A 21908-nucleotide genomic window follows, 5' to 3' on the forward strand; every position below is an offset into this window, starting at 1 on the left:
TGTCCCGGCGGGACCCGCCCATGTCTTGATGCGGGTCGACTGGCGCTCCCGGGAAACGTGGTATGAATGAAATATCGAAGACGGGCGCGGGAGCGTTTCCATGTCAGTTTCCATGTCAGACAGAGCGGATGCGGCCGACCGGGATGCCGTGAACCAGAACGTGCAGGGACTGATGCGGTTCCTGCGGGAATATCCGCCCTTCGACCAGATGGAGCCGGGGCACGTGCGCCGGCTGGTCGAGCGGATGCGGCTGCGGTTCTTCGAGGCGGGGCAGGAGATCGCGTCCCCGGACGACGGGCCCGCCGATGCGTGGTACCTGATCCGCCAGGGCGCGGTCGAAGGCCGCCGGCCCGGCCCGGACGGCGCTGCCGGTGCGACTGCGGGTGCCGGTACAGATACAGGTGCGGGTACGGGTGCCGGTGCCGGTACAGAGACGGGTCCGGATGCCGGGGCCGGCGCGGCGGGGAAGTCCGCCGCGGGCGCCGATCCGGGCGGCGGCTTCGTCCTGGGGCCGGCCGACGCCTTTCCGGTGGCCGCCCTGCTGGAGCATCGCCCCACCCGCACGCGCTACCGCGCCCTGCAGGACACCTTCTGCCTGCAGGTGGACCGGCCCGATTTCGTCGAGGCCCTGGAATGGTCCGAGCCCTTCCGCGCCTACGCCCTGCGCGGCGCGGGCAGCCTGCTCGGGCGGCTGCACCAGCGCACGCGGCAGGAGGCCGCGGCGGTCCAGGGCGAGGGCTATGTCTTCGACCAGGCGCTGGGCTCGCTCATGGCGCGCGACCCGGTGGCCTGTACGCCGGATCTGCCGCTGTCCCGGGCGGTGCAGCGGATGCACGAGCGGCGGGTGGGCAGCATCGTCGTCACGGACGAACAGCGCCGTCCCGTGGGCATCTTCACTCTGCGCGACCTGCGCCGCGAGGTCGCGGCCGGCGCGATCCGGCTGGACGCCCCCATCGGGGAATTCATGACCCGCCATCCGGTCTGCCTGCCGCCCGACGCCATGGCCTTCGAGGCCATCCTGCTGATGACGCGCCATCGCATCGGCCACCTGTGCATCGCGCAGGCCGGCGTCCTGGCCGGCGTGGTGTCCGAGCGCGACCTGTTCGCCCTGCAGCGGATCGGCATCGTGCACCTGGCGCGGGCCATGCGCCAGGCCGAGGACGCCGAGACCCTGGCCGGGCTGCGCACGGACCTGGCCCGGGCGATCTCGGGCATGCTGGCGCACGGCGTCGATGCGCTGCAGGTGATGCGCCTGATCGCCCAGATGAACGACCACACCACGCATCGCGTGATCGAGCTGGCGCTGCGCGACGTCGGCGATCCGGGCGTGCCGTTCGCCTGGCTGGCCTTCGGCAGCGAGGGCCGGCGCGAGCAGACGCTGCTGACGGACCAGGACAACGGCATGCTGTTCCAGGCGGCGAGCGACGCCGAGGCGCAGGAACGGCGCGAAGCGCTGCGGCCGCTGGCCGAGACGATCAACCAGGACCTGGACCGCTGCGGCCTGCCGCTGTGCCGCGGCAGGGTCATGGCCAGCAATCCGGCCCTGCGCCTGGCGGCGCGCGAATGGGAACGCTGGTTCGCCGACATCATCCGGCAGCCCACGCCCGAGCACCTGCTCCAGGCGGTGATCTGCTTCGACCTGCGGCTGCTGTGGGGCGAGGACAACGGCTTCGCGGCGCTGAGCCGGTTCCTGCTGGAGCAGGTGGCCGATTCTCCCCAGTTCCAGCGGATGCTGGCCGAGACGGCCCTGCGCAACCAGCCGCCGTCGGGCGGCCTGTTCGAGATCGCGGGCGGCGCCTGGAAGGCGGGCGCCTCGGGCTTCGACCTGAAGACGCAGGCGCTCACGCCCTTCGTGGATGCCGCCCGGGTCTTCGCCCTGGCCGCCGGCATCGCCGAGACTTCCACGGTGGGGCGCCTGCAGGCGCTGGCCGAGCGCGGCGTGCTGAGCGGGCGCGACGTGGGCGCCTACGTCGAATCCTACCGCTACCTGCAGCTGCTGCGGCTGCGGCAGCACCAGGCGCGCATCCATGCCGGCGAGGCCCCGTCCAACCACGTCCTGCCGGGTTCGCTCAACGCCCTGGACCGGCGCATCCTGCGCGAGGCCCTGCGCCAGGCCGCCGACCTGCAGAAGCTGCTGCGCTACAGCTACCGCCTGTGAAGGAGGACGGCGTGGTGAGCGGGAGCAGCGTGGTGAATGGAGGCCGCATGGCGAATGAGGACAGCGTGGAGGACGGGGGCCGCATGGCGAACCAGGACGGCGTGGCGAACGGAGACGGCGTGCTCCGGCTTCGGGCAGACCGCGCGGCCGTGCGCCGGAGGCGGCGATGTGGATGAGGCGCGAGGCCTGGCGCGCGCGCGACTTCCGCAGCCAGCCGGCCGTCGTCTTCGACCTGGAGGCCAGCGGCCTGGATCCCCGGCGGGACCGCATCCTGTCCATCGGCGCGGTCCGCATCGAGGACCTGGCGATCCCGCTGGGCCGCCAGTACGCCCGCGTCGTGCGCGCGACGGGTCCGCTGGGGCTCGCGGGGCGGCTGTTCCATGGCCTGACGCGCGCCGACCTGGAGCGCGGCGTGGCGCCGCGGGACGCGCTGTCCGGCCTGCTGGATTTCGCCGGCGACGCGGTGTGGCTGGCCTTCCATGCCGGCTTCGACCGCGCGCTGCTGGCGCGCGCCCTGAAGGCGCACCTGGGACTGCGCTGGGACGGCGAGGTGCTGGACCTGGCGGTGCTGGCGCCGATGCTGTTCCCCGACCGGGCCGGTCCGCATGCGGGGCTGGACGAGTGGGCGGCGGCGTTCGGGCTGGCCGCGCCGGCCCGGCACGCGGCGGTGGCCGATGCCATGCTGACGGCGGAACTCGCCCTGGTGGCGCTGCGCCGCGCGCAGCGGCAGGGCCTGCGCACCTGGGGCAAGCTGGCCGCGGCGGCGCGGGACTGGCGGGCCGGCCGGATGGGGCCGGGCGGGCCGGTCTTCTGAGCCGGCGCGCGTCCGCGCCGCGCCGCATGACGCCGTATGATGAAAGATGCGGGCCCGTTCCAGGACGGCACACCTTCGGACGGCCCGCCGTGATCCGCCGTTCCGGCCCATGCCGGCCTTGGCCGGCTGGCGCCCGATGATCGACCTTCCCGATACGACCCTTCCTTCCGATACGACCCGCCTTTCCGACATGACCGACGATTCCGATACGAACCTGACCGAGACCCTGATCCGCAGCGAGCCCCTGTGCGAGGGCAATTTCCTGAAGGCGCGCCGCGACACGGTGCGCATGCCCGATGGCAGCGTCTCGACGCGCGAATACATCGTGCATCCCGGGGCGGTGGTGGTGATTCCCCTGCTGGACGAGCGCCACGTCCTGGTCGAGCGCCAGTTCCGCTACCCCGTGGGCCGCATCATGACGGAGTTCCCGGCCGGCAAGCTCGATCCGGGCGAGGACCCCTGGGTCTGCGCCCGGCGCGAACTGCGCGAGGAAACCGGCTACGCCGCGGAGGAATGGGCGCTTGCCGGGCGGATGCACCTGGCCATCGCCTATTCCACCGAAGTCATCCACGTGTTCTTCGCCCGCGGCCTGAAGGCCGGCGAGCGGGACCTGGACGCGGACGAGTTCCTGGACGTCGGCACCTCGTCCGACGAGGCCCTGCTCGACGCCTGCCGCGATGGCGCGGCCACCGACGCCAAGACCCTGACCTGCCTGCTGTGGCTGCAGAACGTGCGCAGCGGCCGCTGGACGCTGGACTGGCACCGGACTCCGGATGCCGGCCCGGGAGATCAGGATTCGGCGTAGGGCTCGAAGCGGCCGGTCTCCGGGTTGCGGATGAACAATACGCCCGTGGCGACGCCGAAATACGCGCCGTGGATGGCGAGCGTGCCGGCCTCGACGCGTTCGCGCACGGCGGGGAAGGTCATCAGGTTGCGCATGCTGTATTCGACCACGCCCCATTCCATCCGGCGGATCCAGTCGGCGTAGTCGTCCGTGCGGGGGCCGACCGCCTCGGCCACGGGCCTGATCTGGGACATCCACTTGCCGATGAAGTCGCGCTTGGACAGGGGCGCGGCCTGGTTGGCGTAGGCGGACACGCCGCCGCAGCTGGCGTGGCCCATGATCACGATGTGGCCGACCTCCAGGGCGTTGACGCCGAACTCGACGCAGGCGCTGGTGCCGTGGAAGGCGGTTTCCGGATCCTCGTCGCAGGGCGGGACGATGCCGGCGATGTTGCGCACCACGAACATCTCGCCCGGGCCCGCGTCGAAGATGGTTTCCGGCGCCACGCGCGAATCGCCGCAGCTGATCACCATGATGTCCGGGTGCTGGCCCTTTTCGGCCAGTTCGAGGTAGCGCGCGCGTTCGGTGGCGAGCCGGCCGTGCAGGAAGGAGCGGTAGCCGTCGGTCAGTCGTCGAGGGAGCACGATGAGTTCCTTGTGGGTTGAATGGGGTCGGATGCGTCGGTGAAGATGTCTCCGGCCGCCTCGCGCGACAGCAGCCGGCTGAGCGGGCCCGCCAGGTGGCCGTGGCGCACCGTGATGGCGTAGAAGTGTTCGGTCAGCTGCGAGGACTGGCCGACGTGCACCAGCTCGCCCGAGTGCAGTTCGTCCTGCACGACCACTTCCGGCAGCACCGTGATCCAGCCGCTGTCGCGCGCGATCAGGCGCAGCATCGTCATGTCGTCGATCTCGGCGCGCAGCCGCGGCTGCACCCCGGCCGAAAAGCACAGGGCGTCGAACTGCAGGCGCACGCCGTGGCGCACGCTGGGCATGGCCATCTCGACCCCGTCCAGGTCTTCCGGAACGCGCAGCGCGGTGCCCGACCAGCGGTCGGCCCGGCCGACCAGCGAGATGACCTGGCTGCCGAGGAAGCGCGAGGACGTGGGGCGGGTGGGGTCGGACGGCACCGGCTCGTTGGCCAGCACCACGTCCAGCTGGTGGCGCAGCAGGCGTTCCACCAGCGTCTCCAGCGAACCCGAATCCACCGACAGCACGATCGTCGGGTCGTGCAGCAGGGGGCGCAGCCAGTTGACCTGGAAGTTGCGCGACATGGTCGAGACGCTGCCCACGCGCACGCGGGTCGCGCCTTCGTCGCGGCCTTCGAGCCAGCCGAGCATCTGCTCGCCCAGCGCGAAGATGCTTTCGGCGTAGGCGAAGACCTGCTGACCCGTCGCGGTGAGCTCCAGGTGGCGGCCCTGGCGGTCGAACAGGGGCGTGCCCAGGCGGTTTTCCAGCTGCCGTATCTGGGTGGAGAGGGCCGACTGGGACGTATGGATCTGCTCGGCCGCGTGCGTGAGGGAGCCCTGCTTGGCCACGCGCCAGAAGTAGAACAGGTGCTTGAAGTTGAGCTGGTTGATGTCCATCGTTCTGTTTTAGAGAACCGTTCAATATTATAAATGTAATTTACAGAACATACGAAAACTTCAAGAATACGCAGGTCGTTTTTGCCGCCGGGCCGCCGCGACGCAGAAGCCTCCTCCGGCGGGGGAGGCGGGTGGCCGCGGGCCGGGCGGCGGGGGCCTTTTCCTGGAGTACGTGTTGGATTCGTCATTCTCATCCGAGTTGAATTTCATGCTGGCGCTGGCGCCGGCGTTGCTGATGTCGGCGGCGGCGCTGGAGGCGTGGCGCAGCCGGGAACCGGTCGAACGCCTGTGGCGCCGGTTCAACGCGCTGACCTTCGCCGCCCTGGCCTTGGCCCTGGCCGGGCTCGTCGCGCAGCTTGCGCTCGCGCCGGCGGACGGCGCGGCGGACGCCGGCATGGACGGCTGGCTGGCCGCGAACGCGTTCGGCGCCTGGGTCAGCCTGCTGGTGCAGCTGCTGGGCGCGGCGATCGGCGTCTATTCCTCCAAGCACCTGCGCGGCGAGCCGCGCCAGCCCGTCTACGCGACCGCCCTGGCCGCCGTGCTGGCGGCCGTGCACCTGCTGCTGCTGGCCAACCACTGGGTCGTCCTGATCGCCGCGTGGGCGGCCATCGGCGGCGCGATGCATCCCCTGCTGTGCTTCTACGGGGACCGGCCCTTCGCGCTGCTGGCCGCGCACAAGAAGCGCGTGACCGACCGCGCCGCCGACCTGCTGCTGATCGCCGCCGCCGCGCTGGCTTGGTCCGAGACGGGCAGCGGGTCCTTCCCCGTCCTGTGGGCGCACATCGCGGCCGGCCAGGCCTCCGCGGCCCTGGCCTGGAGCGGCGTCTGCCTGGCGCTGGCGGTCATCGCGCGCACCGCGCTGATGCCGGTGCACGGCTGGCTGGTCCAGGTGATGGAAGCGCCGACGCCGGTCTCGGCGCTGCTGCATGCGGGGGTGGTCAACCTGGGCGGGTACGTGCTGGTGCTGTTCGCACCCCTGCTGGGCGTGTCGCTCGCCGCGCGCTGGCTGCTGGTGGCCTTCGGGCTGGTGTCGGCGATGGTGGCGGGGCTGGTGCTGCTGACGCGGGTCAGCCAGAAAGTGCATCTGGCCTGGTCCACGATCGCGCAGATGGGCTTCATGCTGCTGGAATGCGGCCTGGGCCTGTACCTCTTCGCGGCGCTGCACCTGCTCGGGCATTCGCTCTACAAGGCGCACAATTTCCTGAACGCGTCGAGCACCGTCGGGGAGTGCGGGCGCACGCTCGTCACGGGCGAGGCGCGCAATTCGGGCCTCAGCATGGCGCTCGCCGTGCCGGTGGCGCTGGCGGTCGTGTTCGCCGTGCGGGCGGCCCTGGGCGGGGGCGCCTGGCCGTGGTGGTGGAGCGCGGTGCTGGCGCTCGCCTGGGCGCCGATCCTGTGGGTGCCGGCCGCGCCGCAGGGACGCGCCGCCGTGCCCGTGCGCCTGGCGGCGGCGCTGGCCATGACGGTCTTGCTGACGCTCGCGGCCGGCCTCGTCGATCATGCGCCCCTCGGGGTGGCCAACGATCCGCTGGCGCCCGCCGGCCTCGTCGCCCTGGCCGGCATGGCGGCGATGTACCTCGGCATGGCGGCGTTCCAGCTGCGGCCGCGGGCGGTCACGGCCATCCGTCGCTGGGTGTATGCCGGTTTCTACATGGACGAGGGCTATACCCATTGGGTGCTGCGGCTGTGGCCGGCGCGCTGGGCCGGCGCCGGCCGGGCGGCCGCGCCGGCGGCCTGGGGCCTGCGCGGCTCGGCCTGGGGGAGGTCCGGATCGTGAGCGCCGTCCTTTCAGCCACGGTCTCCGCGGACGCGGCCCCCGCGCCGGCCGCGCCCTGCGACGGCGCGGCCCTGCGCGACGCCGTCGCGCACGCCTGCTCGGGCATCATGCCGGCCTGGCCGCTGGACCAGGCGGTGGCGGTCAATCCCCACTGGCGGCGCATCGGCATGCCGATCCGCCACGTGGCGGCGCGCCTGGCGGTGCTGGGCGACTTCCGGGTGTTCCCCGCGCGGGACTACATCCGGCGCGAGTGGGCCGCGGGCCGCATCCTCCCCGCCGACCTGGAGGCCGCGCTGCGCGTCCACGCGGGCCGCGAGGGCGGCGCCGCGGCGGCCGAGCGCTGCATCGCCGAGCTGGCGGCGGCGCCCCGGGTGCGCCGCGCGCCGCTGCTGGTGGACCTGCTCGACGACGCGGTGCAGAAGAACCGGCGCTGGCCGTGGCGCGAGGCCATCGTCTTCCAGATGAGCCAGGCCTGCGCGACCTACTTCGACCGCCACCAGGCCGACTGGCGCGCGTCGGGCAGCCCGGACCTGTACGGCTTCTGGCGCGAGAGCATGGTCGGCGACCATGGCCTGGGCGCGCGGCTGGGCCTGCCCGGGCTCATGCGGCACCTGCGCGGGCTGCCCCTGCGCGCGCAGGACGCGATGGCCTGGGCGCTCGCCGAGCTGGAGCTGGAATCCGCGGCCTGGAAGGATTATTTCGAGGCCCTGCTGCTGTCGATCAATGGCTGGGCCGCGTGGTGCGCGTACGTCGGCTGGCAGAAGGCCGCCGCCGGGCAGGACGACGCCCGCCTGAGCGACCTGCTGGCCTGCCGGATCGCCTGGGAGGCGGTGCTGGCGCGCGCCGTGCCGCCCGCCGCGCGGAGCCCGGCGGTGGCCGCGCTGGGGGCGGCCTGGCTGGACGTCCCGCAGCGGATCGCGCGGGCCGAGGCGGAGCTGGCGATCGACGAGCTCTGGCAGGAGGCGCTGGAGGCGAGCTTCCAGCGCGAATTCGCCCGCACCCTGCGCACGCCGGCGCCCCCGCCGGCCGCGGCCTCCGCCGCGCCTGAAGTCCAGGCCGTCTTCTGCATCGATACGCGCAGCGAACGCATGCGGCGCGCGCTGGAGGCCCTGTGGCCGGGCGTGGAGACGCGCGCCTGTGCGGGCTTCTTCGGGCTGCCCGCGCACTACAGCCCGCTGGGCACCGAGGCCCGCCGGCCGCAGCTGCCGGGGCCGGCCTATCCGAGCATCGCCCTGCGCGACGTGGCGACGGCGCCCGGGCAGGCGTGCGCGGACGAAGCGCGCACGGCCCGCCTCGGTGCGGCCCGCCGGCGGCGGCTGGCGCGGCTGGACCAGTGGCTGGGCGCCGTGCGCTGGCCGAACGCCACCTTTTCCTTCGTCGAGACCCTGGGCGTGGCCTACCTGGGCAGGATCGCGCACTGGATCCGGCCGCCGGCCGCGCCGCGCGCGCCGGCGGACCGCCTGGGCATGCCGGCCGGCGGGCGCGAACCGTGCCGCCCCATGGTCGTGGGGCTGGACGCCGGGGCACGCGCCGAACTCGCCGCCGGCATCCTGCGCACGATGGGGCTGGGCGACCGGCTGGCGCCGCTGGTGATCCTGTGCGGCCACGCCGGGCACAGCACCAACAACGCGCACGCCTCGACGCTGGACTGCGGCGCCTGCCACGGGCGCTCCGGCGAGGCCAACGCGCGCGCCCTGGCGCATCTGCTGAACGACCCGCAGGTGCGCGCCGGCCTGAGCGCGCGCGGGCTCGACATCCCGTCCGGCACGGTCTTCATGGGGGCCCTGCACAACACGACCACCGACGAGGTGACCGGTTTCGACCTCGACCTCCTGCCGCCGGCGGCGCGGGCGCGCTGGGACCGGATGGAGCGGGTCTTCGCGCAGGCCGGCGACCGCGTCCGCCGCGAACGCGCGCCGGCGCTGTGGATGGACGCCGGCCTGGCGCCCGGGGCGCTGCTGAAGGCGTTCCGCCGCCGGGCCAACGACGGCGCGCAGACCCGCCCGGAATGGGGGCTCACCCGCAACGCCGCGTTCATCATCGGCCCGCGCGAGCGCAGCCGGGGCCGGGTGCTCGACCGCGTCTACCTGCACGACTACGATGCGCGCGCCGACCCGGATGGCACGGTGCTGGAGGCGCTGATGACGGGGCCGATGGTGGTCACCCACTGGCTCTCCTGGCAGTACCACGCCTCCACCTGCGACCCGCTGCACTACGGCGCGGGCAACAAGGTGCTGCACAACGTCGTGGACGGCCATGTCGGGGTGTTTGAGGGCAACGGCGGCGACCTGCGCATCGGCCTGCCCAGGCAGTCGCTGCACGACGGCGACGGCTGGTATCACCAGCCCGTGCGCCTGACCGTCGTGATCGACGCGCCGGCGGCCTCGATCGAAGGCGTCATCGCGCGCCATGCCGAACTGGGCCGGCTGTGCGACAACGGCTGGCTGCTGCTGTGGCGCTACGAGGGCGACGAACTGCGGCGCTACGAGCGCGGCCGCTGGCTGCCGCTGGCGGTCTGAACCCGCCAGGACGCGCGCGGCGGGGCGGTGGCGCGCAGGTGCGCCGGGCCCCGGCGCGGCTTCCCCGATGCCGCGGGGGCGAACGCTCCTAGCGCTCGGCGCGGGGAATGCCCCAGGGATTGTCCTGGCGCAGCGCCGGCGGCAGCAGGCCGTCGGGAATGTCCTGGTAGCACACGGGGCGCAGGAAGCGCGCGATCGCCAGCGTGCCCACCGAGGTCGAGCGCGGGTCGGAGGTGGCGGGGAACGGCCCGCCGTGGACTATGGCGTCGCACACCTCGACGCCGGTCGGATAGCCGTTGGCCAGGATGCGGCCCGCCTTCAGTTCCAGGATCGGCAGCAGGCCGGCCGCCAGGGCGTCGTCGGCGCCGGCTTCCAGGTGCAGGGTGGCCGTCAGCTGGCCTTCCAGCGCCCGGGCGACGGCCGCCAGTTCCTCGGGGGATGCGCAGCGCACGACCAGGGCGCTGGCGCCGAACACCTCGGCGCCCAGGCCGGCCGGGTCCGCCAGGAAGGCCTCGGCCGTGGTCGCCGCCAGGCCGGCCTGGCAGGGCGCGGGGCCCTGGCCCGCCGCGCCGCGCGCCAGGGGCGCGACGCCCGCGTGGCCATGCAGGCGCTCGACGCCTTCGCGGTAGGACCGGGCGATGCCGGCCGTCAGCATGGTGGCGGCCGGCGCGGCGCCCACGCCCTCGGCGGCCAGACGCACGAAACGGTCCAGGTCCGGCCCGTCCAGGCCGATGATCAGGCCCGGGTTGGTGCAGAGCTGGCCCGCGCTGCCCGTCAGCGAGGCGACGAAGCCCCGGGCGATGGCCTCGGCGCGCGCGGCCAGGGCGCCGGGCAGCAGGAACACCGGGTTGGTGCTGCTCATCTCGGCGTAGACGGGGATGGGCACGGGGCGCGCGGCGGCCGCCCGCATCAGCGCCAGGCCGCCCTGGCGCGAGCCGGTGAAGCCCACCGCCCGGATCGCGGGATGGCCGACCAGCGCCAGGCTCAGCTCGTGGCCCGGCCCCGCCAGCAGGGAAAAGACGCCTTCGTGCAGGCCGCAGCGCTGGACGGCCCGGCGGATGGCGCGGCCCACCAGTTCCGAGGTGCCGGGGTGCGCGGGATGCGCCTTGACCACGACCGGCGCGCCGGCGGCCAGGGCCGAGGCGGTGTCGCCGCCCGCCACCGAGAAGGCCAGGGGGAAGTTGCTGGCGCCGAAGACGGCCACCGGCCCCACCGGGATGTGGCGCAGGCGGATGTCGCTGCGCGGCAGCGGCGTGCGCTCGGGCAGGGCGCGGTCGATGCGGGCGCCGACCCAGTCGCCGTCGCGCACCACGCGGGCGAACAGGCGCAGCTGGTTCACGGTGCGGCCGCGCTCGCCTTCCAGGCGGGGCCGCGGCAGGCCGGTCTCGCGCATGGCGCGCTCGATCAGCGCGTCGCCCAGATCCAGGATGGCTTGGGCGACGGCTTCCAGGAAGTCGGCGCGGGCTTCCAGGCCGGTCTCGCGGTAGGACGCGAACGCGGCCTCGGCCAGCCGCGCCGCCCGGTCCACCTGGCCGGCGTCCGCGCCCAGCCAGGCGGGCGGCAGCGCCTCGCCCGTGGCGGGGTCGATGGCGTGGAATGCGGCGCCGGTGCCGGGGATGTCCTGGCTGCCGATCAATTGGGTGCCGGTGATCTGCATGATGAGGTCCTTCGTGTCAGGGGTCTGTCGGGGCCGCGCCGTCCGCGCGGCGGGCCGGGTTCGGGCGGACGTCGAGCCGCAGGCCGACGTCCAGGGATGCGCCGGGCGCCAGGACGCGCAGCCCGGTGCCGGCCTGTCCGTCCGCGCTCAGGTTGACGGCGTCGCAGACGTGGGTGGCGGGCTCGACGCACAGGTAGCGTCCGGCGTTGGCGTGCAGCACCAGGTGTTCCAGCGGGCCTTCGGCGCGCAGGTCCAGGCCCGGTCCCCGCTCCCAGTCCAGCCGGGCCAGGCCGTCCCAGCCGCCCAGGAACGCGGTCCAGGTGCGCGTGCCGCGCGGCCAGTCCGCGCGCTGGTTGGCCCGGGGAAAGCGCGCCAGCTCGTCCTCGTGGGTCCATTCGACGGCGGCGTTCAGGCGCACGCCGGCCGCGGTGAAGTAGGGGTGCAGCCCCAGGCCGGCGGGCATGGGAGTGTCCGACCGGTTGCGCAGCGACAGGCGGACGCGCAGGCCGGCGGGCTCCAGCCGGACCGTCTGGCGCAGCCGCCAGGCCCAGGGCCAGCCGCCGACGCCGGCCGGATGGTCCAGCGCCAGTTCGGCGTGGGCGGCGCCGGCGTCCAGGACCGTCCAGGGCATCGCCTGGGCCTGGCCGTGCAGGGCGTGGGGATGGCCGGGCAGGGCTTCCAGGGCCAGCGTGCCCGATCCCCAGCGCAGCCGGGCGTCGCGCACGCGGTTGGAAAACGGCGCCAGCGGAAAGAGGCCGCCCTTGGGCCAGGCGTGGGCGGGCCAGCCCTCGGCCTCGATCGGCGCCAGCCAGTCGCGCGGCCCTTCCTCGGGCAGGTCCGTGGTCCAGCGCAGGATGCGCCCGCCTGCCGCCGGCGCGAGCACGGCCCGGTGGGGGCCGCAGCTCAGGACCAGGCGGGCCGGCCCGGCCGCGTCCATCCAGGCGGCGTACATCCCGGAAGGGCCTTGCGGCGTGCCCATGGTGGCTTTTTGACGCTGCGCGTTCATGCCTCGCGGGGCGCTTCCTTGACGCGGCTGACCAGTTGCGTCGGGCTGACGAAGCGCAGGGCGATCAGGACCCACAGCAGGGTGATGGCCATGTAGATCATCGCCATCGCGTCGATCGCCTGCGGCGCGCGCACGCCGGTGGAGAACACCGCGTAGTACAGCGCCACTACCAGGGTCTGGGAATCCGGTCCCGCCGTGAAGAAGGTCAGCTCGAACATGCCGATGGTGCGCACCAGCACCAGCAGGCCCGCCGCCAGCATGCCCGGCACCAGCAGGGGCAGCAGCACGTGGCGGAAATACTGGTAGGTGTTGGCGCCGAAGATGCGCGCGGCCGATTCCAGGCCGGGGTCGATCTGCTCGATGAAGGGCGTCATCACCAGGATCACGAAGGGCAGGGCGGGCACCAGGTTGGACAGGATGACGCCCGTCAGCGTGCCGCCGACGCCGAGCTGGTACATCGCCGTGGCCATGGGGATGCCGTAGGTGACCGGCGGCACCATCATGGGCAGCAGGATCAGCAGCATGGCCAGGCGCTTGCCCGGAAACCGGGCGCGGGCCAGCGCGTAGGCGGCGGGCACGCCCAGCAGGATCGACAGCAGGACCGTGGCGGCGACGACTTCCAGCGTCACCACCAGGACGTGCGCGAGCTGGAAGTCGTCCCAGGCGCGGCCGTACCAGGACAGCGTGAAGCCTTCGGGCAGGGGCGTGCCGAACCAGCGCGTCGCCACCGAGTTGACCACCACGGTGGCGATCATGAAGACGACGTTGAGCAGGAAGAAGCCCATGACGGTCCAGATCGTGGCGCGCCACAGCCAGCCCCAGCGCCGCGAGGGCGCGGCGGAGGCGGGCAGGCCGGTCCGGGAAGTCGGGAGTGTGTTGGCGGTATCCATGATCATCAACCCTTGCCGCTGGTGGCCGGCCCGCTGTAGAAGGCGCGCCGGAATGCGAAGATCGCGCAGACGATGAGCAACTGCACGAATCCCATGACGATGGCGATGGCCGAGGCCATGCCGTAGTCGTACTGCTCGAAGGCCGCCTCGTAGGCGGCGATGGAGATCACCCGCGTCGGCCCCGCCGGGGCGCCCAGCAGGATGGCCGAGGGGAACACGGCGAAGGCCTGGACGAAGGACAGCGCGGCGGCCATCGACAGCCCCGGCACCAGCAGGGGCAGGTAGATCAGCCGGAACTGGTTCCACGGGCCGGCGCCCAGCGTGCCCGCCGCCCTGGCCAGCGTCGGGTCGATGCCCGAGATGTAGGACAGGGTCAGCAGGAAGGCGAAGGGAAAGCCCGAGATCACCAGGGAGATCAGCACGCCCCAGAAATTGTGGGTCAGGCGGACCTCGTCCATGTACAGGTGCAGGCCCTGCAGGAATTGCGGGAACCAGCCCGCCGGGCCGTAGAAGGTCAGCATGCCGTCGGCGACCAGCACGGTGCCCAGGGTGATCGGGATCACCAGCAGCGTCGTGACGATGCGCTGGGCGCGGCTGTTGCGGCGCAGGGCGAAGGCGACCGGCACGGACAGGCCGACGTTGATGAGGGTGGCGGGCACGGCCAGCTTCAGCGTCACCCACAGCGTGCTCCATTGCGACGGCGTGGTGAAGAAGTGCGTGTAGTTGGCCCACAGGCCGCCGCCTTCCAGCGGCTGCGTCGAGATGACGACGCCGTAGACGAAGGGGTAGACGAACAGGGCGAGCAGCACCAGGACGGCGGGCGCCACCAGCCAGCCGCGCCGGTCCCCCGTGGGTGCGACGCTCAGGGCGGTCGAACTCATGCGGCCCCCTTGGCGCTGCGCGCCGTCCCCCCAAGGGGGAATTCGTACTTGGAGCGGTCCTGCGTACTCATGCGGCCTCCGCGTAGGCCAGGACCCGGTCGGCCGGGATGTGCAGCCGGATGCGGTCGCCCGGCGCGAAGGCGCCCGGCAGGCGCACGTACAGGTCGCCCAGGCCGGTGGCGACGGACAGCAGGGAATCGCGTCCGCCGAATTCCAGGGTCCGGATGGTGGCGTCGAAGGCGTTGGTCTGGCCCTGCGCGGCGATCTCGAAATCGTCGGGCCGCATGGCGACGGCGACTTCCCGGTGGCCGGCCAGCTCGCCGATGGCGGTGCCGCCGAGCTGGATCTGGCTGCGTTCGAGCGTCAGGCTGTCGCCGGCCTGGCGCACGGTGCGGAAGTCGAGCACGTTGCGGTAGCCCATGAAGCGCGCCACGTGCAGGTTGCGCGGGCGGCCGTAGACTTCGCGGGGCGCGCCGATCTGCTGCACCGAGCCGGCGCGCATCACCACGATCCGGTCGGCCATCGAGAGGGCCTCGTCCTGGTCGTGGGTGACGTAGATGGTGGCGCGTTCGAGCTGGCGGTGGATGCGGCGGATTTCCGCGCGCATCTCGATGCGCAGCTTGGCGTCCAGGTTCGACAGGGGCTCGTCCATCAGGATCACGGGCGGTTCGATGACGATGGCCCGGGCGATGGCGACGCGCTGCTGCTGGCCGCCGGAGAGCTGGCCCGGCAGCTTGTGTTCGTGGCCTTCCAGCTGGACCAGGCTCATGGCCGACTGCACGCGGCGGGCGATCTCGTCCCTGCGCACGCCGCGCATCCGCAGGCCGAAGCCCACGTTGTCGCGCACCGACATGTGGGGAAACAGCGCGTAGTTCTGGAACACCATGCCGAAGCCGCGCCGCTCCGGCGGCAGCACGTCGATACGGGTATCGTCCAGCCAGATGCTGCCCTCGCTGAGCGAGGTCAGGCCGGCCAGGCAGTTCAGCGCGGTCGATTTGCCGCAGCCCGACGGCCCGAGCAGGGCGATGAACTCGCCGCGCCGGATGTCGAGACTCAGACCGCTCAGGGCGGCGACGGCCGAGCCGGAGGCCGTGTCGAATTTCCGGCCCACGCCATCCAGACGCAGCTGTTGAAAAGAATGATTCATGATCCTTGATCCAGGAGGGTCGGGCCGCCCGCGCGCCCGGGGCGGGCAGGCGGGCGGCCGTTCACGGGAATGCGACTGCGTTACTTCTTCAGGGCGCCGACTTCGGCGTCCCACTTGCGGAAGGCCTCGACCATCGCCTTGGCGTCCAGCGGCACGGCGTTCGGGCGGCGCGCGATCATTTCGTCGTATTCCGGCCGGCCGAACTTCTTGATGACCTCCTGGCTTTCGGCCGGCGCGGCCGACAGCGGCACGTCGCGGATGGCCGGACCCGGGTAGAAGTAGCCGGAGTCATAGGTCATGGCCTGCTGCTTGGGTTCGAGCATGAACTTCAGCAGCTGGAACAGGACTTTCTGCTTTTCCGCCGAGACGCCCTTGGGGATCACCATGTAGTGCGCGTCGTTCACCCAGGTGAAGTTGTCGAAGGCCTGGATCTTGAACTCGGCGGGCACCACGCCCAGCGCGCGCGGGTTGATGTCCCAGCCCGTGACGGTCACCGTCATGTCGCGGCTGCCTTCGCCCAGCTCCTTCATCACGGCCGAGGTGCCGCCGGGGTAGTAGGGCACGCAGTCGTTCAGCTCCTTCAGGAACTGCCAGGTCTTGTCCCAGCCGTTGATCGGATCGTAGGGATCCTTGTCGCCCAGCAGGTAGGGCAGGCCCATCAGGAAGGTGCGGCCCGGGCCCGAGTTCGCCGGCCGCGCGTAGATCAGCTTGTTGGGATTGGCCTTGCACCAGGCCAGCAGCTCGGCCGGCGTCTTGGGCGGGTTCTGCACCTTGGCCGGGTTGTATTCCAGCAGCGGGCCGGCCGGCATGAAGGTGACTTCCAGGCCGTAGCCCTGGGCCAGTTCCTGCATGCGGGCGGGGCCGCGCGCGTACCGGGTGAGGATGTCCTTGAACTCGGCCTCGTGGTCGGGCAGCAGCTTCAGCCACAGGCCCTGCTCGATGCCGGCGGCCAGGGCGTCGGTGCCGGTCAGGACCAGGTCGATGTCGGAGCGGCCGGCATTCTGCATGGCCTTGATCTTGCCGGGCAGCTGCGGCGAGGGCGCGTTGGTGAAGGTGATGTTCGAGACCAGGTCCGGGTGCTGGTCGCGGAAGGCTTCCAGGGCCTTCTGAGTCAGGGCCAGGTTGCCGGCCACGTCGACGACGTTCAGCGTGACGGGGGCGGCGTGGGCCGACAGGGCAGCGCCGGCCAGGGCCAGGGCGCCCGCCAGCGCGTGGAATCGTCCCAGTCGCGGGGACTGCTTGATGCCTTTCATGAGTTGTCTCCTAGGGTGTTCGCCAGTGCGCGGAAGAAGCCGGCAAACGGAATGTCCAGTTCGATCGCGGCCCGGATGTCCAGCCGTTCTTCTCGTAAGTCATCATATAAGTTCATGGGTCCGGAGGACAACATTTTTTTGCATCTCGCGGGCCCGTGGACGCGGTTCCATAAAATGAATAATAGTCCTAATATTATGATTTACATGGACTAAATTCGGAAATTCCGCTTCTTGTCAGTATATTCCCTAGTAGTCCAGGATTTCCCGCTGAATCTACAGTCTGCATGTCATACGACAACATGCAATCTCACCGTCCCCGCAAGGCCTCCCATGAAACTCAAGACTGTCAAGATCACGCCCATCGCATTCAAGGATCCCCCGCTGCTGAACGCCGCGGGCATCCACGAGCCCTACGCGCTGCGCACCATCATCGAACTGGAAAGCGACACCGGCCGGATCGGCCTGGGCGAAACCTACGGCGACGCGCCCATCATCGAACTGCTGCGGGCCCTGCAGCCGAGCCTGATCGGGCTGGACCCCTTCGACCTGAACGGCCTGCGCCGGCGCGTCCAGGACACCGTGGCACGCACCCAGGTCAGCGCCAACACGGCCTACAAGCTCGCGCCCGGCACCGATCCGGCCAAGAACGTCCAGAAGCTCTATTCCGCGCTGGAAGTCGCCCTGATGGACATGCAGGCGCGCCACCTGGGCGCGCCGCTGGTGGACCTGCTGGGCGGGCGCGCGCGCGACGCGGTGCCCTTCAGCGCCTACCTGTTCTTCAAGTATGCCCGCCACGTCGATCCCTCCTATCCCGACGACGCCTGGGGCGAGACCCTGACGCCCGCGCAGCTGGTGGCCCAGGCCGGGACCATGATCGGCCGGTACGGCTTCCAGAGCATCAAGCTCAAGGGCGGGGTGCTGGAGCCCGAACAGGAAGTCGAATGCGTCAAGGCGCTGGCGGCCCGTTTCCCCGGCATGCCGCTGCGCATCGATCCCAACGGCAACTGGTCGCTCGCCACCGCGATCGAGATGGGCAAGCGGCTCGACGGCCTGCTGGAATACTACGAGGACCCCTGCCCGACGCTGGCCGACATGGCCGCGCTGCACCGGGCGACCGGCCTGCCGCTGGCGACCAACATGGTGGTCACGGACATGGCCCAGTTCCGCGAGAACGTCTCGGCCAACGGCTGCCAGATCATCCTGTCGGACCACCACTACTGGGGCGGGCTGCGCGATACGCAGCTGCTGGCGCGCATGTGCGAGGTGTTCGGCATGGGGCTGTCCATGCATTCCAACTCGCACCTGGGCATCAGCCTGATGGCCATGGCGCACGTGGCTGCCAGCGTGCCGACCCTGAGCTACGCCTGCGACACGCATTACCCCTGGCTGGATCCCGACGAGGAAGTCGTCGCCGGCGGGCACCTGCGCTTCCATGATGGCGCCATCGTGCTGGGCGACGCCCCGGGCCTGGGCCTGGAGATCGACCAGGACGCCCTGGCGCGGCTGCACGAGCAATACCTGAGCTGCGGCATCCGTTCGCGCGACGACGCCGCGCAGATGCGCAAGTACCGGCCCGACTGGAGCGGCAAGGCGCCGCGCTTCTGAGCACAGCCGGGACGGCCTGGGCGGGAAGCCAAAGACGGTGCAGATTGCACGGCGGGGCGAACCAACAACGCGATCCGCCTCCAGGCCGTTCCGGTCAAGTCACGGGGCCGGGGTTGAACAGCACCAGATCGTTGACGATGCCCCAGTGCTCGGCCCAGGTCTTGCGGCCGCTGGCGACTTCCAGGATGCGCTCGAACAGTTCCTGGCCCAGTGCCTCGATGCTGGCCTCGCCGCTGGCGATCCGGCCGGCGTCGATGTCCATCAGGTCGTGCCAGCGGCGCGCCAGGTCCGAGCGCGTGGCGACCTTGATGACCGGGACCTCGGCCAGGCCGTAGGGGGTGCCCCGGCCGGTGGTGAAGATGTGCACGTTCATGCCCGCCGCTAGCTGCAGGGTGCCGCAGACGAAGTCGCCGGCCGGGGTGGCGGCGTACAGCAGCCCCTTGTCCCGTGCGCGCTCGCCCGGGGGGACCACGCCGCGGATCGGCATCGTGCCGGACTTGACGATGGAACCCATGGCCTTCTCGACGATGTTCGACAGGCCGCCGCGCTTGTTGCCCGGCGTGGTGTTGGCACTGCGGTCGGCCTGGCCGCGCCGCAGGTAATCGTCGTACCAGGCCATCTCGCGGATCAGGTCGCGAGCGACCTCGGGCGTGGCCGCGCGCGCCGTCAGCTGGTCGATGCCGTCGCGCACCTCGGTGACCTCGGAGAACATGACGGTGGCGCCCGCGCGCACCAGCAGGTCGGCGGCATGGCCCACCGCCGGGTTCGCGGTGGCGCCGGAAAAGGCGTCGCTGCCGCCGCATTGCACGCCCACCACCAGGTCGGAGGCGGGACAGGTTTCCCGGCGCCGCCGGTTCAGGCGCTCCAGGTGGGTTTCCGCCATCGCCAGGATGTCGTCGATCATGCTGCCGAAGCCCACGTGCCGCTCGTCCTGCAGGCGCACCAGGTCCGGGTGCGTCTCGCCGCGGTCCTTGAAGCGCTCGGGCATGAGGCGCTCGGGCTGCAGCTTTTCGCAGCCCAGGCTGACCAGCATGACCTCGCCGCCGAAATTCGGATTCTGCGCGATGTGGCGCAGGGTCTTCACCGGGATGGAGGCGCCGGGGGCGTCGATGGCCACGCCGCAGCCGTAGCCGTGGTGCAGCGCCACGGCGCCGTCCACGTTCGGATAGCGCGGCAGCAGTTCGCGGCGGATGCGCTCCAGGGCGATGTCCGCCACCCCGGCCACGCACTGCACCGTCATGGCGATGGCGAGGATGTTGCGCGTGCCCACGGAGCCGTCGGCGTTGCGGTAGCCCTGGAAGGTGTAGCCGGCCAGGGGTTCGGGCTCGGGCACGGGGGCGGTGCAGATGGGCAGGTCGTCCAGGGACGGCGCCGGCGGCATGCGCATCACGGCCTCGTAGACCCAGCTGCCGGCGGGCAGCGGGCGGGTCGCGTGGCCGATGACGACGCCGTAGCGCACGATGGCGCCGCCCTCGGGGATGTCGCACAGGGCGACCTTGTGGCCCTGCGGGATGGCTTCGAGCAGGGTCGGGCCGTCGGCGATGCGGGCGCCCGCGGGCAGCCCCCGGTCGTTGGCGACGATGGCGACGTTGTCGCCCGCGCGCATGCGGATCATGCGGGGGACCTGGACGGTCGGTCTGGGGGAATGCACGGGGGAGTCTCCTTGTGATCATCTCATCATACAACTAGAGATTTGCACTGACAATCGGCCGTATGCGGCTGGATCGAGATCATTGCCCTATGCAGTCCGATGCCGGGTCCGGCGGGAACAGGGCGATCGATAATGTGTCGTCGTATGAGTTATCTCTTCGGGAATGCAGTATCATGAATCGGTCCGAACCCACTGACCCCGCCCATGGCCTCCGTTCCCGCCCGCCGTTCGCGCAACCTCACCCAGAATGTCGTGGCCGCGCTCTCCGAGCGCATCCGCCACGGCGAATTCCACGTCGGCGAAAAGCTGCCGACCGAGTCCGCGCTGATGGAGTCCTTCGGCGTCAGCCGGACCGTCATCCGCGAGGCGATCTCGCGTCTGCAGGCCGCCGGCCTGGTCGAGACGCGGCACGGCATCGGCACTTTCCTGCTCGAACCGCGCAACGAACAGCAGCTGCGCATCCGCACGGAAAACATCCTCACCATGCTGGACGTGCTGGCGATCCTGGAACTGCGGATCAGCCTGGAAACCGAGGCGGCGGGGCTGGCCGCGCTGCGCCGCACGGACGCCCAGCTGCAGCAGCTGCGCGTCATCCTGGACGAGTTCGCCGAACACGTGCGCAAGAAGACCGGCAACGCGGTGGTCTCGGACATCGCCTTCCACCTGATGGTGGCCACGGCCACGGGCAACCGCTATTTCCACGACATCCTCAAGCAGCTGGGCAAGGCCATCATTCCCCGCACGCGCGTCGATTCGGCGGCGCTGGCGGAAAACGACCGCACCGGCTATCTCGGCCGCGTCCACGTCGAGCACGAGGACATCTACAACGCCATCGTCCGCAAGGACCCGGACGCGGCGCGCGCCGCGATGCGCACGCACCTCACCAACAGCCGGGAACGCCTGCGCCGCGCCCAGGAAGCCGCCGCGCAGGACGCCTGAGGGCGTTCGCGCGCCCGCCGCCGCCCGGCCTCCTGACCCGTTGACCCGTTGACCCGTTGACCCGTTGACCCGGCACCGGCACCGTCCATTTCCAACGCGCCGCAGCGCCTCGGCCTCTTATAGGTATGTCATCGTATAAGATGATGAGGTCCGGCTTCCCGCACGGGTTCCTGGCGAAATTGCCACACAAACCATCCAGATGTAAGGGTATACGCTAATCCGGCAGGATTCCGCTTGTTGCCCATTGCCCTATGTCATATGATAACGTACGACATGAACGGACGAGAGGGCGTGACGCACGCCTTCCAGAATCAGAGGACACCACGCATATGACGACTTGCCAGGAATTGAAGGACATCCTGAGGGACGGACTCCTGTCGTTTCCCGTCACGGATTTCGACGCCCAGGGGGATTTCGACCCCAAGGGCTATCAGGCCCGCCTGGAATGGCTGATGCCCTACGGCGCCCGCGCGCTGTTCGCGGCCGGCGGCACGGGCGAATATTTCTCCCTCACGCTGGACGAGTTCTCCCGGGTGGTGAGCACGGCGGTCAAGACCTGCCAGGGCCATACGCCCATCCTGGCCGGCGCGGGCGGGCCGACCCGCACGGCGATCGCCTTCGCCCAGGAGGCCCAGCGCCAGGGTGCGGCCGGCCTGCTGCTGATGCCGCACTACCTGACCGAAGCCCCGCAGGACGGCATCGCCGCGCACGTCAAGGAAGTCTGCCGCTCCGTCGAGATCGGCGTGGTGCTCTACAACCGTGGCCAGTGCCGCCTGTCGGCCTCCATCCTGGAGCAGCTGGCCGACGAATGCCCGAACCTGATCGGCTTCAAGGACGGCGTGGGCGACATCGAGAACATGGTGCGGGTGCGCCGCCGGCTGGGCGACCGCTTCGCCTACCTGGGCGGCCTGCCCACGGCCGAGGTCTACGCCGAGGCTTACCGCGCCCTGGGCGTGCCGGTGTATTCTTCCGCCGTGTTCAATTTCATCCCCGCCACGGCCATGAAATTCTACGAAGCGGTCAGGGCCGGGGATCACGAAACCACCGGCCGTCTGCTGGACACCTTCTTCCTGCCGATGCTGGAGATCCGCAACCGCAAGCAGGGCTATGCGGTCAGCATCGTCAAGGCCGGCGCGCGCATCGTCGGCCATGCGGCCGGCCCGGTGCGCGCGCCGCTGGTGGACCTGCAGCCGCAGGAAGAAGCCGCGCTGCGCGAGCTGATCGAGGCGCTCTGATCGACGGAGG

The 21908-nt window shown here is 71.2% G+C and carries 17 protein-coding genes; 8 read left to right on the forward strand and 9 right to left on the reverse strand.

Annotated elements, in window-relative coordinates:
- Positions 1 to 112: 112 nt before the first annotated feature.
- The 3 genes from HNR28_RS07575 to HNR28_RS07585 all read left to right on the forward strand — a co-directional run bounded on the left by HNR28_RS07575 (position 113) and on the right by HNR28_RS07585 (position 3777).
- Positions 113 to 2158: a DUF294 nucleotidyltransferase-like domain-containing protein gene (locus tag HNR28_RS07575; protein WP_148304876.1), complete on the forward strand. Its 2046-nt coding sequence runs from the start codon at positions 113 to 115 to the stop codon at positions 2156 to 2158.
- Between the two features lie 166 nt (positions 2159 to 2324).
- Positions 2325 to 2972 carry a 3'-5' exonuclease gene (locus tag HNR28_RS07580; RefSeq protein WP_151024033.1) on the forward strand — a complete coding sequence of 216 codons (648 nt, stop codon included), beginning with the start codon at positions 2325 to 2327 and terminating at the stop codon, positions 2970 to 2972.
- A 190-nt stretch (positions 2973 to 3162) separates the two neighbouring features.
- Positions 3163 to 3777 carry an NUDIX domain-containing protein gene (locus HNR28_RS07585; protein ID WP_151025553.1) on the forward strand — a complete coding sequence of 205 codons (615 nt, stop codon included), beginning with the start codon at positions 3163 to 3165 and terminating at the stop codon, positions 3775 to 3777.
- Here the strand turns inward: HNR28_RS07585 and HNR28_RS07590 are convergent.
- Positions 3762 to 4400, reverse strand: coding sequence for a carbonic anhydrase (locus tag HNR28_RS07590; protein ID WP_151025552.1), 639 nt, complete (start codon positions 4398 to 4400; stop codon positions 3762 to 3764). The genes HNR28_RS07585 and HNR28_RS07590 overlap by 16 nt on opposite strands.
- On the reverse strand, positions 4382 to 5338 hold the full coding sequence (locus HNR28_RS07595; protein ID WP_151025551.1) for a LysR family transcriptional regulator: 957 nt from the start codon (positions 5336 to 5338) through the stop codon (positions 4382 to 4384). The genes HNR28_RS07590 and HNR28_RS07595 overlap by 19 nt, the downstream gene beginning before the upstream one ends.
- A 175-nt stretch (positions 5339 to 5513) precedes the next feature.
- Between HNR28_RS07595 and HNR28_RS07600 the strand changes: the two genes are divergently transcribed.
- Both HNR28_RS07600 and HNR28_RS07605 read left to right on the forward strand, forming a co-directional pair.
- On the forward strand, positions 5514 to 7115 hold the full coding sequence (locus tag HNR28_RS07600; protein WP_244978218.1) for an NADH-quinone oxidoreductase subunit L: 1602 nt from the start codon (positions 5514 to 5516) through the stop codon (positions 7113 to 7115).
- Positions 7112 to 9634 (forward strand): YbcC family protein, encoded by a 2523-nt coding sequence (locus HNR28_RS07605; protein ID WP_084330801.1) that lies wholly within the window; start codon positions 7112 to 7114, stop codon positions 9632 to 9634. Before HNR28_RS07600 ends, HNR28_RS07605 begins: the two co-directional genes overlap by 4 nt.
- 88 nt (positions 9635 to 9722) lie before the next feature.
- Here the strand turns inward: HNR28_RS07605 and HNR28_RS07610 are convergent, their stop codons facing one another.
- The 6 genes from HNR28_RS07610 to HNR28_RS07635 all read right to left on the reverse strand — a co-directional run bounded on the left by HNR28_RS07610 (position 9723) and on the right by HNR28_RS07635 (position 16468).
- Positions 9723 to 11291, reverse strand: coding sequence for an aldehyde dehydrogenase (NADP(+)) (locus tag HNR28_RS07610; protein WP_184142697.1), 1569 nt, complete (start codon positions 11289 to 11291; stop codon positions 9723 to 9725).
- A gap of 16 nt (positions 11292 to 11307) precedes the next feature.
- The gene (locus HNR28_RS07615; protein WP_151024621.1) at positions 11308 to 12297 is read right to left on the reverse strand and encodes an aldose epimerase family protein; all 990 of its coding nucleotides are present in this window, start codon (positions 12295 to 12297) and stop codon (positions 11308 to 11310) included.
- Positions 12294 to 13193 carry an ABC transporter permease gene (locus HNR28_RS07620; protein ID WP_151024620.1) on the reverse strand — a complete coding sequence of 300 codons (900 nt, stop codon included), beginning with the start codon at positions 13191 to 13193 and terminating at the stop codon, positions 12294 to 12296. Before HNR28_RS07620 ends, HNR28_RS07615 begins: the two co-directional genes overlap by 4 nt.
- The gene (locus HNR28_RS07625; protein ID WP_151024619.1) at positions 13193 to 14068 is read right to left on the reverse strand and encodes an ABC transporter permease; all 876 of its coding nucleotides are present in this window, start codon (positions 14066 to 14068) and stop codon (positions 13193 to 13195) included. The genes HNR28_RS07620 and HNR28_RS07625 overlap by 1 nt, the downstream gene beginning before the upstream one ends.
- 67 nt (positions 14069 to 14135) lie before the next feature.
- A complete protein-coding gene (locus HNR28_RS07630; RefSeq protein WP_151024618.1) occupies positions 14136 to 15215 on the reverse strand; it encodes an ABC transporter ATP-binding protein in 1080 nt (359 codons plus the stop codon).
- An 80-nt stretch (positions 15216 to 15295) separates the two neighbouring features.
- Positions 15296 to 16468, reverse strand: a complete 1173-nt coding sequence (locus HNR28_RS07635; protein ID WP_052355584.1) for an ABC transporter substrate-binding protein — start codon at positions 16466 to 16468, stop codon at positions 15296 to 15298.
- A 330-nt stretch (positions 16469 to 16798) separates the two neighbouring features.
- Here HNR28_RS07635 and HNR28_RS07640 point away from each other — a divergent pair, with 330 nt between their 5' ends.
- Positions 16799 to 18073: a glucarate dehydratase family protein gene (locus tag HNR28_RS07640; RefSeq protein ID WP_151024617.1), complete on the forward strand. Its 1275-nt coding sequence runs from the start codon at positions 16799 to 16801 to the stop codon at positions 18071 to 18073.
- Positions 18074 to 18167: 94 nt separating this feature from the next.
- Here the strand turns inward: HNR28_RS07640 and garD are convergent, their stop codons facing one another.
- Complete coding sequence (garD, locus tag HNR28_RS07645; protein WP_151024624.1) at positions 18168 to 19688, reverse strand: galactarate dehydratase; 1521 nt, start codon at positions 19686 to 19688, stop codon at positions 18168 to 18170.
- 240 nt (positions 19689 to 19928) lie between these two features.
- Between garD and HNR28_RS07650 the strand changes: the two genes are divergently transcribed.
- Entirely contained in the window at positions 19929 to 20663 is a 735-nt protein-coding gene (locus HNR28_RS07650) for a FadR/GntR family transcriptional regulator (protein WP_043680276.1), read from the forward strand.
- Between the two features lie 329 nt (positions 20664 to 20992).
- Positions 20993 to 21898: a 5-dehydro-4-deoxyglucarate dehydratase gene (gene kdgD / locus HNR28_RS07655; RefSeq protein ID WP_151024615.1), complete on the forward strand. Its 906-nt coding sequence runs from the start codon at positions 20993 to 20995 to the stop codon at positions 21896 to 21898.
- Positions 21899 to 21908 lie beyond the last annotated feature (10 nt).

The sequence above is a fragment of the Castellaniella defragrans genome, assembly GCF_014203015.1.
In the GTDB taxonomy this organism is placed as follows: Bacteria; Pseudomonadota; Gammaproteobacteria; order Burkholderiales; family Burkholderiaceae_B; genus Castellaniella; species Castellaniella defragrans.